Source organism: Flexivirga caeni, assembly GCF_003724155.1.
GTDB classification, from domain to species: Bacteria; Actinomycetota; Actinomycetes; order Actinomycetales; family Dermatophilaceae; genus Flexivirga; species Flexivirga caeni.
In genome coordinates, this window is sequence record NZ_RJJQ01000003.1 from 72012 (window position 1) to 89987 (window position 17976).

Consider the following 17976-nt stretch of genomic DNA (forward strand, 5'->3'; position numbering starts at 1 on the left):
ACGGCCCGACGGCGGTCGCGTTGCCGCCCGTGCCGTCAGGAACTCACGCGCAACTGGTCGTCCATGTCCTCCAGCTCCATGCCCTTGGTCTCTCGGACCCAGCGCGACACGAAGACGAAAGAGAGCAGGGCGAATAAGGCGTAAAGGCCGTAGGCGACGCCGAGCGAGAGATCCTTCAACGGAGAAAAGGTCTCGGTGATCGCGAAGTTCGCGATCCACTGGGCGCCGGCCGCAACAGCCAGGCCGGACGCGCGGATCCGGTTGGGGAACAGTTCGCCGAGCAGCACCCACACCACTGGCCCCCACGAGAGGGCGAAGGCCACGACGAAGAGGTTGGCGGCCACGAGAGCGATCGGACCGGCGGCGCCGCTCAGGTGCGGCTGACCGTTGGTCACGTTGGCGGTGCCGAAGATGACCGCCATGGTGCCGAGGGTGACCGTCATGCCGGCGGAGCCGATGAGCAGTAGCGGCTTGCGGCCGACCTTGTCGACGAACGCGATCGCGATGAACGTTGCCGCGATGTTGATCAGCGAACTGATCACCGAGATGACGAACGAGTCGTTCGAGGAGAAGCCGACAGCGCTCCACAGCACCGTCGAGAAGTAGAAGATCACGTTGATGCCGACGAACTGCTGGAAAACCGACAGCAACAGGCCGATCCAGACGATCGGCAGCAAGCCGAGGGCAGGGCCTCGCAGGTCGCTCCAAGCCGGCGGCTTCTCGCGCTTCAAGGAGTCCTTGATCGAGTTCACCTTCACCACGAGCGCCTCGCCGCGCAGCCCGAGCACCCGCTCGAGCACCTCCCGGGCTCGCGTGTCCTTACCCGCGGCGAGAAGGTAGCGCGGTGACTCGGGGATCGTGAGGGACAGGCCGCCATAAATGACCGCCGGGACGAGCATGGCGAGGAACATCCAGCGCCAGGCCGGGATGCTGGCGATTTCGCCGGAGGAGGCGATCGCGCAATGCACGGAACCGTGCTTGGGGATGTCCGGCGCCGCACAGTGCCCACCGCCGAGGTAGAACGCGTAGTCCACGAGCAGTGCGGCGAAGATGCCGAAGACGATCGCCAGTTGCTGCAGCGAGGCGAGCCGGCCACGGATCCGCGCCGGCGAGACCTCGGCGATGTACGTCGGCGCGATGACGGACGCGACCCCGATGCCGAGGCCACCGATCACCCGGAACACCATCAAGGTGATGAGGTCGGGAGCAACCGCGGTGCCGATGGCGGCGATGAGGAACAACAGCGCCGCAACCCGCATCACCAGCAGTCGGCCCCAGCGGTCGGCCCACTGACCCGCGAACACCGCACCCACCGCCGCACCGAGCAGGGCGATGGCGACCGCGAAGCCCAAGAGGAAGCTGGAGTGCACGTGGAAGTGGAATTGAATCGCGTCGACAGCGCCGTTGATCACCGAACTGTCGTAGCCGAACAAGAAGCCGCCCATGGCTGCCACGGCCGCGATCAGGCCGACGCCGTGGCCACCTTCCCCTTCGTCGGCTGACGGACTGCCGGTGGGTGCTGGATCCTTGCTCATGGACGCCTCCTAGGATGCGCGGCCGCGGATCGTACGGTGTGAGTTATATCCCATATAACTCGGGTCAAACAGTGCATGTGCACGATCGGTTCAGGAAACTTTTCAGCAGCCGGGCCGGACCAGCAGGAAAGCGGCCTGCCGATCCGGGAATCCGCGTCCTGAGCGTCGATCGGGCAGACTGCGGATATGAGTGAACTGATCGACATACCCACACCGGATGGCCGGATGCCGGCGCACCGGTTCCTGCCGGAGTCGGGCACCGGACCCACCCTCGTGCTCTTCCAGGAGATCTTCGGCGTCACCGACTACATCACCCAGCGGGCGACCGACCTCGCCGCGCTCGGCTACGTCGTGATCGCACCCGAAATGTATTGGCGCCTGGACAATTCCGAGATCGACTACAGCCGGGACGACGCGCTCCAGCAGGCGATGAACCTGATGACCAGCCTCGACTGGACGACCGCCGTCGCCGACGGCGTGGCGGCGGTGACTGCGGCTCACGCCGACGAGCACGTCACCGAGGGAGTGGGCGTCTTCGGCTTCTGCTTCGGGGGCGGACTCGCGTTCAACGTCGCCGCCGCGACCACCGTCGACGTGTTGGTCAGCTACTACGGCTCGGCGTTGCCGGGGTTGCTCGACCTCGCCGGTGACGTCACCGCACCGAGCCTGCACCACTTCGGGACCGCCGACGACTACATCCCGCTGGAGGTCGTCGAGCAGATCCGCACTGCGGTGTCGCGCGACGGCGTGCGCTTCGAGACGTATGACGGTGCCGGGCACGCCTTCGACAACCCGGCGCCGATGTTCCACCATACGGAGGCGTCGGCCGCCGCGTGGCGCAACACGGTCGACTTCCTCCGCGCGGCCTTGCCGCCGACCGGGAGCCGGAGCGGCAGGTGATCACAGACAGGTGACGGGAAGGTATCGATTTCCTGGGAGTGCGCGTGTGGCGCTCAGGGACCGTCCGGGATGGACGTACCGTCAGACTGAGACAATCTGTTCCTGCGCGGACATTGAGGGGGTATGACGTGTCCCATCCGCTGACTCGCCGGCTGGCGCTGGGTGGTGCTTTCGCGGCAGCCATCACAGTTTGCGCGGCGGCATGCGGCAGCCTAGAGAAGGATCACGCGTCCGGCCAGGAAGCGAGTGAGAAGCCGACGAGGACACCGGCTGCGACCACAGCCGCACCCGATCCACCCACCGTGACGGTCGCCGGCCAGTCCGGCGACACGATCGCGTTCGGCGCGCCCGTGGTGCTGAACTCCTCGGCGGCACTGCGGACGATCGCGGTGACGGATGCGTCGGGCCACGCTGTCGACGGCGCCTTCTCGGCGAAGCACACGTCGTGGTCCAGCACCGGTCCGATCGGCCCCGGCGTGTCGTGGACCTGGACGGCGACCACCCCGGGTGGCGCGGTCAGCCACGGCACGATCGCATCCACCGCTGCCACCCGGACGGCGTCCGCGGTCGGGAACATCGGTCCCGGTGTGACTGTCGGGGTCGCGGCACCGATAGTGGTCAACTTCAACACCCTGGTCACGGACAAGGCCGCGGTCGAACGGCAACTCCAGGTGCTGGTGCGTCCGAACGGGTCCCAGACGTGGTCCCCGGCCGCCGGATCGTGGGCGTGGCTGCCCGACAACGCTCCGAACTCGACTGTGCACTTCCGGACGCGCGAGTACTGGCCGGCGTATTCGGAAGTCCGCGTGATCATGCCGCTCGCGCACCTCGACTGGGGTGGAGGCGTCACGGGCGAGCAGGACTTCGACTGGAAATTCAGCATCGGCCGTTCGCAGGTGGTCATCGCCGACGCGCGGACCCACGCGATCGCGATCTTCCGGGACGGTGCACACGTCGCGACATACCCGGCGTCATACGGCCTCGACTCGGACCCGCGCCGCGTCACCCGGACCGGCATCAACATCGTCACCGAGAAGCTGCAGACCATCGACATGAAGTCGAAGGTCTTCCACTACAGCGACATCGAGCACTGGGCGGTGCGGTTCAACGACGACGGGCAGTTCATCCACGCGAACCCGGCCACCCTTGCCGAACAAGGACATTCGAACGTTTCGCACGGATGCATCAACCTGTCGACCGAGAACGCGAAGGCGTATTACCCGACCGCGATCTACGGCGACCCCGTCGACGTGCGCGGCACCAGTGTGCTGCTCGACGACACCCGCACCCAGCTCTACGACTGGGCGCTGTCCTGGAAGCAGTGGACGGCGCTGTCGGCGCTCTAACCGGCTTTGTCGAGAGCGGCCACCTCCCACGCCGAGTCGGGATCAGCGCGCCACGCCTCGTGATCGAGTGGTAGGTCGCGGATGTCGCGAAGGCTGGGCGCCGCGCGCATCAGATGCGCGACGTGCACGCGCCTGGTGTCGCCGGTCGTATGGCGTGCCGCGCCGCAGTGGAAAGTCCAGTCCTCTGCGCCCGCCGGCGTCGATTGACGCGCTGCCCATAGGATCGCGCGGCCTTCGGTCACGACGTGGACGCAGGAGACGGCTTGGCTCTCCGGCGGAACGGGGAATTCCCACGGCGGATCGATCGCCAGACCCCCGGTGTGTGTGAGCGATCCGAGCTTGCATCCGTCATGGCACAAGCTCGAGTTATCAGTGAGGCTGATGTGAATCTAGAGGCGTTCTGGTAGGAGTGTCAGCGCGTCGACGTGCTGAGGCCGCACGGCGGTGAAGTGCCGACGATCCAGCGTTGCCACCTCTGTGATGTTCAGTCGTTCGGCGAGGGCGATCACTGAGGCGTCGGTGGTGCCGAGTGGCAGGTCTTCATATTGCTCGTTGAGTTCGGCCATCCGCTCGTAGTCGGCGGCGGTGAGATCGACAGGCTCGAAGTCTCCCTGGGCGACTCCGTAGAGGAACTGGGTTTCCATGGCGGGGCCGACACGGTCCATTAACAGGTATCCGACTTCAGCGGCGACGGTGCTCGGGAGCAGGAGGCGGCGCTTGGCCAAGCGCAGACTCGTGAACAGCTCCGCACACTGGTGATAGTGCTGATCGTTCCGTGTTGCTGCAGCGAAGATCGGACCAGTGTCGAACAGGATCACAGCGAGTCGCTGCCGAAGCCCGCGAGGTACTTGTCGGTGTTCGCGGAAACGTCGCTGCTGCCGTGCTTGGTCTCGCCAGCACCGATCCAGGCGAACGGCTCCGTGGTCCGAGCAGTGCGTTGCTCTGCGCGTCGGCGCAAGATCTCAGCTGCCGCCGGCACCTGGTCGTCCGGCAGCGCATCGACGAGTTCGTGCAGTTCGTTGCGGTCCACGCTCATGTGTTCAGTGTAGGAGACGCGACCGACAAGAAACTCGGACCACAACGCATCAGCGGCAGCGTCGCTCGCGGCGACAAGACTCCAGATCCCACCTGGCCCGCGATGTGCGGCACCGAGTCTGTGGGAACCCCTTGGACTCGAGGTGTTTCGGCGTTCAGGTGGGCGCCTGCGGGCTGTGGCACTGGTGTCGGCGGCTGATCTACCGTCGGAACCATGCTCACCCTCACGATCATCGCCACGGTGGTCGGCAAGGCCTCGACTCGGTGGTCGTGCACCGGCCGGTCCTGGGTGAGGTCGAGGGGCGGGTTGTGTACCCGGTCGCTTGCACGGGCAACACCGGATACGAGGACCGGGCTCCGCTCGGAAGCATCGCCATGACGCAGTCCGAGCGGTTCACGCTAAGCCTCGGGGTCCGCGAGACCTACCCGAGTTCAGAGTCAAGATCATCTGCCGTGCTGGGGAAGACGAGTGGGTGCTGACGCGGGTGCTCGACAACCCCCGCGGCTCTCGCCCGCCCTGCGTCTCCGCAGTCGCCTTCGGTCGGTAGCCCTCAGTGATCGGTCTGGGGCAGGACGCGCACTCGCCCAGGCCTGCCCGAGTCCCGCGGCGAGGGCGTGAGCGGGGACGTGACCGGCGTCCGCGTTCAGCTTCGCCTCACCGCGAGGCGTGAGTGCCCACAAGTCCTTCTCGGGGCGCATGACCAAGCCCTGGTCCCGCAGGCGACCGAGGGTCGCGCTGGCGCAGAAGGTTGCCATGGCCGGCGAGTTCGTCGACCTGCTTCGTTCCCGACGCACCTGAAGCCGCAACGACAACGTACGACAACGAGAAACGGCGCCTGCCGTTGGACGACGTCGAAAGACGTTTCCGCAGGTCAGGCGCCGTTCTCGGCGGCTACTGACAGGGCTGAACAGGCGCCCTTCGATACGCCCTCGGCTAGCGCCTCGGGCTACTCAGGACACGGCCCGGCATACCTACGCCTCACTGCTCAGATGTCGTAATACAACTCGAACTCGTGCGGGTGCGGGCGGAAGCGCAACGGGTCGACCTCGTGGGCGCGCTTGTAGTCGATCCACGTCTGGATGAGGTCCCCGGTGAAGACGTCGCCCTCGGTGAGGAAGTCGTGGTCGGACTCCAGTGCGTCCAGCACGGCCGGCAGCGAGTCGGGGACCTGCGCGATGTTGGCGTGCTCCTCGGGGGGCAGCTCGTAGAGGTCCTTGTCCACCGGCTCCGGCGGCTCGATGCGGTTCTTGATGCCGTCCAGGCCGGCCATCAGCTGCGCCGCGAAGCTCAGGTAGGGGTTCGCCGACGGGTCGGGGATGCGGAACTCGATGCGCTTGGCTTTCGGCGACGTACCCGCGATCGGGATCCGGATGCACGCCGAGCGGTTGCGCGCCGAGTAGACCAGGTTGACCGGGGCCTCGTAGCCCGGGACCAGCCGGTGATAGGAGTTCACCGTCGGGTTGGTGAACGCCAGCAGCGACGGTGCGTGCGTGAGCAGACCCCCGACATACCAGCGAGCCAGGTCGGACAGGCCGCCATACCCCTTCTCGTCGTAGAAGAGCGGCTCCCCGTCCTTCCAGAGCGACTGGTGCGTGTGCATGCCCGAGCCGTTGTCGCCGAAGAGCGGCTTCGGCATGAACGTGGCCGTCTTGCCGGCCTCGTAGGCGACGTTCTTGACGATGTACTTGAACTTCATCAGGTCGTCGCCCGACTGCAGCAGGGTCGCGAACTTGTAATTGATCTCCTGCTGTCCTGCGGTGCCTACCTCGTGGTGCGCGCGCTCGACGTCCAGGCCCGAGGCGACCAGGGCGGCGACGATGTCGTCGCGCAGGTCGGCGAAGTGATCCACCGGGGGAACTGGGAAGTAGCCGCCCTTGTAGCGCACCTTGTAGCCCTGGTTGCCGCCTTCTTCCACGCGGCCGGTGTTCCAGGCGCCTTCGACGGAGTCGATGTGGTAGTAACCCTCGTGCTGGTTGGTCTCGAAGCGGACGCTGTCGAAGAGATAGAACTCCGCTTCCGGGCCGAAGTAGGCGGTGTCCGCGATGCCGGTCGACTTCAGGTAGGCCTCCGCCTTCGCCGCGATGTTGCGCGGGTCGCGCGAATAGGCCTCGCCGGTGAAGGGATCCACGATCGAGAAGTTGACGATGAGCGTCTTGCGCTTGCGGAACGGGTCGAGGTATGCCGAGGACGGGTCCGCGATCAGCTTCATGTCCGACTCGTGGATCGCCTGGAAACCGCGGATCGACGACCCGTCGAACATCGCGCCCTCGCTCAGCGTGTCCGCGGCAACGGTCGCCGCGGGGACGTTGATGTGCTGCATCACTCCGGGGAGGTCGCAGAAGCGAACGTCGAGAAACTCGACACCCTCGTCCTTGATGAACTTCAGGACCTCGTCGGGTGTGGTGAACATGCATCCTCCATCGATTGCTGATGTTGCGACGGCACCGAGCGCCGCACGTCACAGACGACCCTACGGTGCGGCAGTTTCCCACCCGTGACCCGCGTGTTTCGGCCGTGTTACACGCCGAACTATCCTGCTGCCCGTGGTGGCCGACAGCAACGACGCAGAAGCCGGGTATCCCGGGGCGGGACTCGGGCTTCCGGCGAGCGGGCCGGGATCGCTCGCACGGCTTGGCCCCCGGGTGGTCGCTGTCATCATCGACTGGCTGATCTGCTCGGTGATCGCTGCCGGGTTCCTCGGCTACCGCTTCGGTGGAACCGGCCACAACTGGGCGCCATTGCTCGTCTTCTTCATCGAGAACGTACTGCTGGTCGGCACGCTCGGCTCAACCCTCGGGCACCGGCTCGTCGGCCTGCACGTGTCGAAGATGTCGGGCCGGCCCGCGGGACCGGTCGCCGCTCTCGTCCGGTCCGTCCTGCTGTGCCTGTTCATTCCGGTCGTCGTCTGGGACAAGGACGGCCGGGGATTGCACGACCGCTTGGCCGGGACGGTGCTGCGCCGGACGCGCTGACCGGCGCCATACGCGCTGATCGGCGTTCGCATGCAACCGGGGGTGGGTGTGCCGACGTCCAGTTCATGTTCGTATGACGAGGGGAGCACGATGAGCAGCGGTGCGTATCCGATGAACCATCCCACCGGCGGCGCAGCGCCGATCAGGAAGAGGCGACGGATCTACTTCTTCCTGGTCGCCTGGATCGCCGTCTGGGTCGTGCTGGTGCCGTTGGGGTCACTCGGGCTGTGGCAGTGGAACCGGATGCCGGCCGGTGCGCACGTCTACACCGCGACGGTGGTCAACTCGACGCCCCACCTGGCGACCACCTGGACCGGGTCCGGGCACAGTCGGACCCGCCATACCCGAACGAGCTACTGGCTGACGGTCCGCAATCCCGAAGGTGGCGGCACCACGACGTTCGACTCGGGTACGCCGCGGGACAGCGTGCGTGTCTACCGCAACCACGGCCAGTGGATGGAGACGAACAGCTTCCCGGCGTGGGCCGCCGCGCTGGTGGCCGCACTCAGTTTGGTCATCGGGTTGATCGGCACCGTGATCGCGGTCCACCAACTGCGTCGGCGAGCCCTGAGGTGACTCAGCGGCCGCGCATTGCCTTGCGGTCCATCCGCGGCGCGTTGCGCGGGTCCATACCCTTGGGGACCGGCGGCTTTGCGGTGCCGAGCGCACGCAGCCGCTTGGTCACGGCGCTCACCTCGGCGTCGGTGAGCTTCTTGTCCAGGCCCTTCATCGTCTTGGCCAGATCGGCCAGCTTCACGGTGTCCTCACCGGCGCCGACGCGCAGGACGTGGACCGGCACTTCGGGACCGGCGACACGGGTGACGCGCTTGCGCTCGGACTCCAGCAGCTTGCGGGACGCACCGACCGGACCTTCGCCGATCAGCACCACACCCGGCTTCCCGACGGCGCGGAAAACCATTGCGGCGTTTGACATTTCGGATATGCGACGTGCACGGCCCGCGTCAGCGGCGACCGGCTCCTGGTCGTAGGTCCAGCCGCGCTTGAGCGCCTGCAGTGCCGCGCCGGTGCCGCCGGCCTGCCCCTCCAGGGAGCCGTATGCCGCCCGCTCGGCCAGCCGCCCGAAGACGATCACGGTGGAGAGCAGACCGAAGAGCACGCCGACGATGCCGGTGAAGATGTAGCTGTGGAAGATCGGGTGCAGGACGAAGGTGAAGACCAGGAAGGTGACCACGAACGCCGCCGCCATCCACACCGGGATGCGGGGGTTCTGCTTGACCGAGACCTGGAAGAGGGTCTTGAACTGTGAGACCCGCCCCGGGTTGTCCGGATCCTTGGGTTTCCGCGACTTGCGGGGCTTCTTCTCGGGCTGCGTCGACATACCCATCAGGATAGGTCAGGCGGGGGTCGCAGGCGGACGGCGACGGACCTCAGCCGCGAGCGACCAGCGCAGCCGCCTCCTGTCGCGCCGGGGACGCGGATGCCTCGGCCAGGTGCTGCAGGTGGCCAGGCAGCTCGCGGCCGAGTTTCGCCATGGCTCCGGCATACAACTTGCCCGCTCGGTATGACGACCGCACCAGCGGTCCGGCCATCACCCCAAGAAAGCCGAGATCCGTTGCGACGTCTGACCATTGGACGAACTCCTGCGGCTTCACCCAGCGGTCGATCGGGTGGTGGGTCGGAGACGGGCGCAGGTATTGGGTGATGGTCAGGATGTCGCAGCCCGCATTGTGCAGGTCGCGGATCGCCTGCTCGACCTCGTGATCCTCCTCGCCCATGCCGAGGATCAGGTTGGACTTGGTGATCAACCCGGCCTCCTTGGCCATCGTGAGCACCCGCAGCGACTTGTCGTAGGTGAACGCCGGGCGGATCCGCTTGAAGATGCGCGGCACCGTCTCCAGGTTGTGCGCGAACACCTCGGGGCCGGCCTCGAAGACCTGCCCGACCAGCTCGGGCTTGGCGCCGAAGTCCGGTGGCAGGATCTCGACGCCGGTGTTGGGGTTGAGGGCGTGGATCTGGCGGATCGTCTCGGCATACAGGCGGGCGGCGCCGTCCGGCTGGTCGTCGCGCGCGACGCCGGTGACGGTGCAGTAGCGCAGGTTCATCTCGCGGATCGACTCGGCCACACGGCGCGGCTCGTCCATGTCGAGCACGGTCGGTCGCCCGGTCGCGATGTCGCAGAAGTCGCAGCGTCGCGTGCACACGTCGCCGCCGATGAGGAAGGTCGCCTCGCGGTCCTCCCAGCACTCGAAGATGTTGGGACAGCCCGCTTCCTGGCACACCGTGTGGAGCCCCTGGCTCTTCACCAGCGAGTGCAGCCCGGTGTATGCCGGGCCCATCTTCGCCGTGGTGCGGATCCACTCCGGTTTGCGCTCGATCGGTGTCTCGGCATTGCGCGCTTCGACGCGCAGCAGCTTGCGGCCCTCCGGTGCGACAGTCACCCGATCAGGCTACGACGTGGGCGGCCGGCCCCGACGGTCGGCCGGGCCGTTCGAGCGTCAATCGCGGGGTACGCCGTCAGCCGTGAGCGCGCGGGCGGCATACCCTAGGGCCGTGATCGAACTCAAGTCCCCGTCCGAGATCGAGGCGATGCGCCCGGCAGGCAGGTTCGTCGCGTCCGTGCTGACCGCCCTGCGCGACGCCGCGGACGTCGGAGTGAATCTGCTCGAGCTGGATGCGTTGGCGCACAGGATGATTCGCGATGCCGGCGCAGAGTCGTGCTATATCGACTACCACCCGAGCTTCGGCGCGATGCCCTTCGGCAAGGTGCTGTGCACCAGCGTCAACGACGCGGTGCTGCACGGTCTGCCGCACGATTACCGGCTGCGTGACGGCGACCTGTTGTCGGTCGACTTCGCCGCCAGTGTCGACGGGTGGGTGTCCGACTCGGCGTTGTCAGTGGTCGTCGGCACTCCTGACCCGGAGGACCTGCGGATCATCAAGGCGACCGAGGATGCGCTGGCCGCGGCGATCGCCGTCGCCCTGCCCGGCAACAAGCTCGGCGACATCTCGGCCACGATCGGCGACCTCGCACGAGCGAACGGCTACACCGTCAACACCCAGTTCGGCGGGCACGGAGTCGGGCGGACGATGCACGGTGACCCCCACGTCGCCAACGACGGCCGTGCCGGGCGGGGGCTGAAGCTGCGTCCCGGCCTGGTCATCGCGATCGAGCCGTGGCTGATGCGCACGACCGACGACATCTACACCGACCCGGACGGCTGGACGCTGCGGTCGGCGGACGGTTCGCGTGGCGCGCACTCCGAGCACACCATTGCGATCACCGACGGCGCACCGATCGTCTTCACCGACCGCGGGGTCGCATGACGCTGCCGCTCGGATCGCTGCCCGGCGGATCGGGTTTGCGGGTCGTGGAAGCCGGGCCGGAGCACGTGCCGCAGATCGTCGCGCTGCTCGCGGACGACGTGCTCGGCCGTGAGCGCGAGACCGGTAGCCCGGAGGGGTATGCCGAGGCCCATGCCGCCATTGCCGCCGACCCGAGTGAGCACCTGCTGGTCCTGCTGGACGAGCAGGACCAGGTCGTTGCGACGCTGCAACTCGGCTTCGTGCGCAGCCTGTCCCGTGGTGGTGCGCTGCGCGCCCAGATCGAGGCGGTGCGCGTGTCCGGGACGCTGCGCGGCAGGGGCGTCGGGCACGCTTTCCTGGAGTTCGCCATCGAGGTCGCCCGGGGCGAGGGTGCGGTGCTCGTGCAGCTCACCAGCGACCTGCAGCGCGCCGGCGCCATACAGTTCTATGAGTCGCTGGGCTTCGTGCACAGCCACGCCGGCCTGAAACTCGCGCTCGCCTGATTCGCCCAGTGACGGCTTCCTCGCCGAGCGGCGGTGAAATTGCACCGTCGCTCGGTGAGGAAGCCGTCATTCGCGGTGGGGGAGCCGGAGTGTGATCCGGCCGGGGCCGTCGTTGCGCGAACCCGAGGCGGTCGCAAAGTAGAGTGGCCGGGATCGCCATACGCCATACGCCATAGGAGCCGGCCCGCTCGTGTTCGTCAAGAGCCTGACCCTGAAGGGCTTCAAGTCCTTCGCCTCGGCGACCGCGATGAAGCTGGAGCCCGGCATCACCTGCATCGTCGGCCCCAACGGGTCGGGCAAGTCGAACGTCGTCGACGCGCTGGCCTGGGTGATGGGCGAGCAGGGTGCCAAGAGCCTGCGCGGCGGCAAGATGGAGGACGTGATCTTCGCCGGGACGCCCGGCCGGCCGCCGCTGGGTCGTGCCGAGGTCACCCTGACGATCGACAACACCGACGGCGCGCTGCCGATCGACTACACCGAGGTGACGATCAGCCGCACCATGTTCAAGGGTGGCGGCTCCGAGTACGCCATCAACGGCACGTCCTGCCGCCTGCTCGATGTGCAGGAGCTGCTGTCCGACTCCGGGATCGGCCGCGAGATGCACGTCATCGTCGGCCAGGGTCAGCTGGACGCGGTGCTGCGCGCCACGCCGGAGGAGCGGCGCGGTTTCATCGAGGAAGCCGCCGGTGTGCTCAAACACCGCAAGCGCAAGGAACGTGCGTTGCGCAAGCTGGACGCGATGGAGGCCAACCTCGCGCGCGTCACCGACCTGACCACCGAGATCCGCCGGCAGCTCGGCCCGCTCGGTCGGCAGGCAGAGACCGCGCGCAAGGCCGCGACCATCCAGGCGGACGTGCGCGATGCCCGGCTGCGGCTGCTCGCCGACGATCTGGCGCAGCTGACCAGCAACCTCGAGCAGGAAGTCGCGGACGAGACGGCCCTGCTCGAACGCCAGCGCACCGTCGAGCGGTCGCTCGCCGCGGCGAAGCAGCGACTGGACCAGCTGGAAGCCGAATCCGCCCAGGCGGCACCGGCATTGACCAAGACACAGGAGCAGTGGTTCGCCCTGTCGTCGCTGGGCGAGCGCATCGAGGCGACCGCGTCGCTGGCGGGGGAGCGGGTGCGACTGCTCACCGAGGACGACCAGCACGAGGAGTCGCGCTCTGGCCGCAGCCCCGAGCAGTTGCAGCAGCAGGCGGCGACGGTGCGTGACGAGCACGACGCGTTGCAGCAGCAGATCGCGCAGGCCAAGGTCGCGCTGGAGCAGGCGACCGAGCGCCGCGCCGGGCTGGAGCAGGCGCACCAGGCCGAGCAGCAGCGGCTGACCAGACTGGCTCGCGCCGCTGCCGACCGTCGCGAAGGATTGGCCAAGCTGGAGGGGCAGGTGGCCGCGCGGCGCAGCCGCACCGAGGCCGGCGAATCCGAACTCGGCCGGCTGACGGCGAGCATGGCGGAGGTCGCCGAGCGTTCGACGCGCGCCGAGAAGGACTTCGCGGCTCTCGAAGCCACCATCGCGCAGGACGAGGCGGGCGAGGAAGACCTCGACACGGAATACGAGGCGGCACAGACCCGGCTGGACGAGGTGCAGCGGAAGTTCGAGGAGGCGCGCGAAGCGGAGCGCACCGCCGACCGGGACCGCACCGGCCACCAGGCGCGGCTCGAAGCGCTCGAGCTCGGTCTGCGCCGCAAGGACGGCGCGGCGCACCTGCTCGCGGCGCCCGGATCCAGCGGACTGCGGGGGTCGGTGTCCGAGCTGGTGTCCGTCGAGGCTGGTTGCGAAGCCGCGGTCGCCGCCGCACTGGGCTGGGCGGCCGACGCCGTCGTGGCTGAGTCGTTCGACCAGGCGGCGGGAGCGGTGCAGACGCTGCGCGCCGACGACGGCGGGCGAGCGGGGATGCTCTTCGGCGGTGCCCGGCCCGAGGAGTCGGCCACCTGGCCGGCGTTGCCCGCCGGCGCGCGCTGGGCACGCGAGGCGATCGGCGCACCGAACGACGTGCTGCCGACGGTCCAGGCACTGCTCGACCGTGTCGCGCTCGTGGAGTCGACAGAACAAGCGAAAACTATTGTGGCACTTGATGATCGGGTCGTGGCGGTCACCCCCGAGGGTGACCTGTATGCCGCGGGCTTCGTGCGCGGCGGCTCGGCCGGAGCGCCGAGCCTGATCGAGATCCAGTCGGCCGTGGACGAGGCTCGCGACAAGGTCGGGGAGGCCACCCGCCGCAAGGAGAAGGCGCAGTTCGAGGCCGAGCAAGCGCGGACCGCCGCCGTCGAACTCAGCGGCCTCGTCGATGCCGCACTGGAGAAGCTCAACGAGTCCGATGCCCGGATGTCGGCGGTCGCCGAGCAGCTCAGTCAGCTCGGGCAGGTCATCCGCGGTGCGAAGGCGGAGCGGGAGCGGCTGCAGGCGCAGCACGCGGAGGCGGAGCGGCAGCTCGCAGCGGGCCGGGCCGAGCTGGCCGACCTCGAGCAGCGGCTGACAGCGGCGCTGGAGGAGCCCGGCGAGGAAGAGCCGACTACCGACGAACGCGACCGGCTCGCCGCGGAGGCAGCCGCCGCACGCAGCGCCGAGACCGAAGAGCGGCTCGGGCTGCGGACGCGCGAGGAGCGCGCGAAATCGCTCGCCGACCGCGCGAAATCCCTCGAAGCGGCGGCGCGTTCAGAGATCGAGGCGCGAGAACGGGCCCGTGCACGACGCGAACGCCGCGCACGGGACGCCCGGGTGGCCAGGGCGGTGCAGGCCGGCGCCGGCCACGCCGTGACCGTGGTGACACACCTGCTGGAGGTGGCCACGGAGCGCCGAGCCGAGGCAGACCGCATCAAGGCCGAGCTGGACCGGGCGCTGAAGGAGGAGCGCGCGCGGGTCACCAGCGTCGGCGATGAGTTGCGCGAGCTGACCGACACCGTGCACCGCGACGAGGTGGCCCGCGCTCAGCAGCGACTGCGTATTGAGACGCTGCAGACCAAGGCTGTCGAGGAGCACGGCATCGACCCGGAAGTGCTGGTCGAGGAGTTCGGGCCGCACCAGCTGATCCCGCACGTGCCGGGGCCGGACGACGACCCCGACAACCTGCCGGAACCGGTCGCGTTCGTCCGGGAGGTCCAGGAGAAGCGGCTGCGCTCCGCCGAACGGAAGCTGAGCCAGCTCGGCCGGGTGAATCCCCTTGCGCTGGAAGAATTTGCGGCGCTCGAGGAACGACACAAGTTCCTCACCGAGCAACTGGAAGACCTTAAGAAGTCCAAAGACGACCTGCTGTCCATCGTGGCCGAGGTCGACAAGCGCGTCGAGGAGGCCTTCCGCGACGCGTTCGAGGACACCGCGCGCGAGTTCGAGGGCGTCTTCGAACGGCTCTTCCCCGGTGGTGAGGGCCGCATCCTGCTGACCGATCCGTCGGACATGCTGACCACTGGCATCGAGGTCGAGGCGCGGCCGCCGGGCAAGAAGATCAAGCGGCTGTCGCTGCTGTCCGGTGGCGAGCGGTCGCTGGTCGCCGTCGCGCTGCTGGTCGCGATCTTCAAGGCCCGCCCGAGCCCGTTCTACATCATGGACGAGGTCGAAGCCGCCCTCGACGACGCCAACCTGGGTCGGCTGATCACCCTTTTCGAGGAGCTGCGCGACTCCAGCCAGCTGATCGTGATCACCCACCAGAAGCGCACCATGGAGATCGCCGACGCCCTATATGGCGTGAGCATGCGCGGCGACGGTGTCACCACGGTCGTGTCGCAGCGCATCAAGGACGTGCTGCCCGGTGGCGGCGTCGAGGTCGAGACCACACACAGCGTCACCGAAGGCGAGGTCGGGCCGGACCCCGGCGTGCCGGCGCTGTCGTCGATGAGCTGAGCGCCCCTTCGCCATACGCACCCTCACCGAGCGGGGTAGAAGCGCACCGAGCGGGGTACATCCAGCACGCGAATCCGCGCGGATAAGTACCCCGCTCGGCGGAGAAGTACCCCGGTCGGCGCGGATGAGCAGCGCGGCGGGAATAGCTGCAGGTGGTGGCTCGTTGTGCGCAGCAGATAGTTAAAATTTGAGGGACTTCGCGATATGCGACGCGATGAGGTCTCGGGCGCAAGGAAGAGAGAGGCACATGCAGTTCGGCGTGTTCACCATCGGTGACGTGACACAGGACCCGACGACGGGGCGCACCGTGAGCGAGGCACAGCGCGTGCAGTCGATGATCGCGATCGCGGTCAAGGCCGAGGAGGTCGGCCTCGATGTCTTCGCCACGGGGGAGCACCACAACCCGCCGTTCGTCGCGCCGGCGAACCCGCCGATCCTGCTGGGCAACATCGCGGCACGCACCACGCGCCTGCACCTGTCGACGGCGACCACGCTGATCACCACCAACGACCCGGTGCGCCTGGCCGAGGACTACGCCTACCTGCAGCATCTGTCCGGCGGACGCGCGGACCTCATGCTCGGTCGCGGCAACACCGGCCCGGTCTACCCTTGGTTCGGCAAGGACATCCGCAAGGGCATCCCGCTCGCGGTCGAGAACTACCACCTGCTGCGCCGCCTGTGGCGGGAGCAGTCCGTCGACTGGGAGGGCGAATTCCGCACAGCCCTGCACGGATTCACGGTTTCGCCGGGTCCTCTGGACGGTGTGCCGCCCTTCGTGTGGCACGGCTCGATCCGCAGCCCGGAGGTCGCCGAGCAGGCCGCGTTCTACGGCGACGGCTTCTTCCACAACAACATCTTCTGGAACAAGGAACACACCGAGGCGATGGTGCGGCTCTACCGCCGGCGCTTCGAACACTACGGCCACGGCGCCGCCGAACAGGCGATCGTCGGTCTGGGCGGCCAGGTCTTCATGGCAGACACCGAAGCCGAGGCCAAGCGGATCTTCCGGCCCTACTTCGACAACGCGCCCGTCTACGGGCACGGCCCATCGCTGGAGAGCTTCACCCGCGACACCCCGCTGACCGTCGGGACGCCCGAGCAGGTCATCGAGCGCACTCTCGGTTTCGCCGACTACGCCGGCGACTACCAACGCCAGCTCTTCCTGGTCGACCACGCCGGTATGCCGCTGCCCGCCGTCCTGGAGCAGATCGAGATCCTCGGCACGCAGGTCGTGCCGGTGCTGCGGCGCGAGTTCGAGGCGCGCCGCCCGGAGCACGTGCCCAGCGACCCGCCCACCCACGCATCGCTGGTTGCGCAGGGCCCGGACTCGCCGCACCTCAAAGTCATCAGCGCCACCGCCGGTTTGGAGACCGCAGCGCAGGAGGTGACGCGCTAATGCGAAGCACCCCACGAAGTTCTCCCCCGCTTCGCTCCTCCGATACTTCGCGGGGACCCCACGCTCGGCGCGTCGTGGTGCTCAGCGCCGGCCTGAGCCAGCCCAGCAGCACGCGGCTGCTCGCCGACCAACTGGCGGGCGCGGTCGACGCCGAGATCAGTGCTCGAGGGGAGGCCGTCGCCATACAAACCTACGAATTGCGTGAGTTCGCAGTCGATCTCGCGACCATGATGGCGACAGCCGGTATGCCGACCGCTCGCCTCGACGAGCTGCGCCGCGTCGTCGCCGCCGCCGACGGACTGATCGTGGTGACGCCGGTCTTCGCCGCGAGCTACTCGGGTGTGTTCAAGATGTTCTGCGACGCGCTCGACCCCCACGCCCTGGACGGTATGCCGGTGCTGATCGCCGCGACCGCGGGCACCCCGCGGCATGCGCTCGTGCTCGATCACGCGATGCGGCCGTTGTTCAGCCACCTGCACGCGGTCGTGATGCCCACTGGTGTCTTCGCCGCCACCGAGGACTTCGGCGGGGGAGCGGCAGGCCGACAGCTGAGCAGCCGCGTCGCGCGTGCAGCCGCTGAACTCGCCACACAGGTCGTGTCCGGCGGCGTATCGGTGGCCGGATTTACACCGCCCGCGCCGACCCGCGACGCGGGCGTCGGCATACCGGCGGAGGTCACCCCGTTCAGCGTGCTGCTGGGCGGACACACCGGAAGCTGACTTACCCTGGATGGGTGACCACCGCCCAGCTCAGCCCGGTCGGCACCCCGGAGGTGCCGCTGTGGCAGCGCATCCGCGGGCCGGTCTACACCATGGTCGGCGGGGTGGCGGCGATGACGCTGCTGCACTTCCACGACCCGCACCAACACGGCTCCTACGCCTACTGCCCGTTCCTGTATCTGACCGGGCACCCCTGCCCGCTGTGCGGCGGGTTGCGCGCGATGAACGACCTGACCCGTGGCCGGGTGGAGGACGCGCTGCTCTCGAACGCCGCGGCCGTCTTCATCCTCTGCGCCGGGACCGTGATGATCCTGCGCTGGTTCGTCCGGCGGGCGCGCGGCGACGCCACGGCGATCCTGTTGCCGACCCCGCGGGTCGCCACGGCCGTCTTCGCGGTCGCGATGCTGGTCTTCACGGTGTTCCGCTGGACCCCGTGGGGGCACTGGCTCTATCAGAACTGAGTGCAT

At 68.1% G+C, this 17976-nt stretch carries 16 protein-coding genes; 10 read left to right on the top strand and 6 right to left on the bottom strand.

The genetic code is table 11. The annotated features are described in order from the left end of the window. Positions 1 to 35 precede the first annotated feature (35 nt). Positions 36 to 1535 (bottom strand): sugar porter family MFS transporter, encoded by a 1500-nt coding sequence (locus tag EFY87_RS04685; protein ID WP_123270314.1) that lies wholly within the window; start codon positions 1533 to 1535, stop codon positions 36 to 38. A 186-nt stretch (positions 1536 to 1721) separates the two neighbouring features. Here EFY87_RS04685 and EFY87_RS04690 point away from each other — a divergent pair, with 186 nt between their 5' ends. Then, entirely contained in the window at positions 1722 to 2435 is a 714-nt protein-coding gene (locus EFY87_RS04690) for a dienelactone hydrolase family protein (RefSeq protein WP_123270315.1), read from the top strand. A 389-nt stretch (positions 2436 to 2824) separates the two neighbouring features. Further along, the gene (locus EFY87_RS20230) at positions 2825 to 3781 is read left to right on the top strand and encodes a L,D-transpeptidase (RefSeq protein ID WP_245988474.1); all 957 of its coding nucleotides are present in this window, start codon (positions 2825 to 2827) and stop codon (positions 3779 to 3781) included. A gap of 389 nt (positions 3782 to 4170) precedes the next feature. On the opposite strand, the gene EFY87_RS04705 is transcribed toward EFY87_RS20230, so the two are convergent. The 3 genes from EFY87_RS04705 to glnA all read right to left on the bottom strand — a co-directional run bounded on the left by EFY87_RS04705 (position 4171) and on the right by glnA (position 7227). Continuing rightward, positions 4171 to 4599, bottom strand: a complete 429-nt coding sequence (locus EFY87_RS04705) for a type II toxin-antitoxin system VapC family toxin (RefSeq protein WP_123270318.1) — start codon at positions 4597 to 4599, stop codon at positions 4171 to 4173. Beyond that, entirely contained in the window at positions 4596 to 4817 is a 222-nt protein-coding gene (locus EFY87_RS04710) for a hypothetical protein (protein ID WP_123270319.1), read from the bottom strand. Before EFY87_RS04710 ends, EFY87_RS04705 begins: the two co-directional genes overlap by 4 nt. A 985-nt stretch (positions 4818 to 5802) precedes the next feature. Beyond that, positions 5803 to 7227, bottom strand: coding sequence for a type I glutamate--ammonia ligase (gene glnA, locus EFY87_RS04720; RefSeq protein WP_123270321.1), 1425 nt, complete (start codon positions 7225 to 7227; stop codon positions 5803 to 5805). Between the two features lie 133 nt (positions 7228 to 7360). Between glnA and EFY87_RS04725 the strand changes: the two genes are divergently transcribed. Further along, positions 7361 to 7789, top strand: coding sequence for an RDD family protein (locus EFY87_RS04725; RefSeq protein WP_245988431.1), 429 nt, complete (start codon positions 7361 to 7363; stop codon positions 7787 to 7789). 111 nt (positions 7790 to 7900) lie between these two features. Further along, positions 7901 to 8365 (top strand): hypothetical protein, encoded by a 465-nt coding sequence (locus EFY87_RS04730; RefSeq protein WP_148043255.1) that lies wholly within the window; start codon positions 7901 to 7903, stop codon positions 8363 to 8365. A gap of 1 nt (position 8366) precedes the next feature. Here EFY87_RS04730 and EFY87_RS04735 read toward each other — a convergent pair whose 3' ends face one another. Together EFY87_RS04735 and lipA are read right to left on the bottom strand one after the other, a co-directional pair. Continuing rightward, positions 8367 to 9128 carry a DUF4191 domain-containing protein gene (locus EFY87_RS04735; protein ID WP_123270324.1) on the bottom strand — a complete coding sequence of 254 codons (762 nt, stop codon included), beginning with the start codon at positions 9126 to 9128 and terminating at the stop codon, positions 8367 to 8369. Positions 9129 to 9177: 49 nt separating this feature from the next. Continuing rightward, positions 9178 to 10188 carry a lipoyl synthase gene (gene lipA, locus EFY87_RS04740; RefSeq protein WP_123270325.1) on the bottom strand — a complete coding sequence of 337 codons (1011 nt, stop codon included), beginning with the start codon at positions 10186 to 10188 and terminating at the stop codon, positions 9178 to 9180. Positions 10189 to 10300: 112 nt separating this feature from the next. Between lipA and map the strand changes: the two genes are divergently transcribed. The 6 genes from map to EFY87_RS04770 all read left to right on the top strand — a co-directional run bounded on the left by map (position 10301) and on the right by EFY87_RS04770 (position 17970). Next, positions 10301 to 11074 carry a type I methionyl aminopeptidase gene (gene map, locus EFY87_RS04745; protein WP_123270326.1) on the top strand — a complete coding sequence of 258 codons (774 nt, stop codon included), beginning with the start codon at positions 10301 to 10303 and terminating at the stop codon, positions 11072 to 11074. Further along, entirely contained in the window at positions 11071 to 11556 is a 486-nt protein-coding gene (locus EFY87_RS04750; RefSeq protein WP_123270327.1) for a GNAT family N-acetyltransferase, read from the top strand. The genes map and EFY87_RS04750 overlap by 4 nt, the downstream gene beginning before the upstream one ends. Positions 11557 to 11746: 190 nt before the next feature. Continuing rightward, entirely contained in the window at positions 11747 to 15394 is a 3648-nt protein-coding gene (gene smc / locus EFY87_RS04755; RefSeq protein ID WP_123270328.1) for a chromosome segregation protein SMC, read from the top strand. 247 nt (positions 15395 to 15641) lie between these two features. Beyond that, the gene (locus tag EFY87_RS04760) at positions 15642 to 16790 is read left to right on the top strand and encodes an LLM class flavin-dependent oxidoreductase (protein WP_123270329.1); all 1149 of its coding nucleotides are present in this window, start codon (positions 15642 to 15644) and stop codon (positions 16788 to 16790) included. A 74-nt stretch (positions 16791 to 16864) separates the two neighbouring features. After that, positions 16865 to 17509 carry an FMN reductase gene (locus EFY87_RS04765; RefSeq protein WP_245988434.1) on the top strand — a complete coding sequence of 215 codons (645 nt, stop codon included), beginning with the start codon at positions 16865 to 16867 and terminating at the stop codon, positions 17507 to 17509. A gap of 14 nt (positions 17510 to 17523) precedes the next feature. Next, the gene (locus EFY87_RS04770; RefSeq protein WP_220093509.1) at positions 17524 to 17970 is read left to right on the top strand and encodes a DUF2752 domain-containing protein; all 447 of its coding nucleotides are present in this window, start codon (positions 17524 to 17526) and stop codon (positions 17968 to 17970) included. The last annotated feature ends 6 nt before the right edge of the window (positions 17971 to 17976 follow it).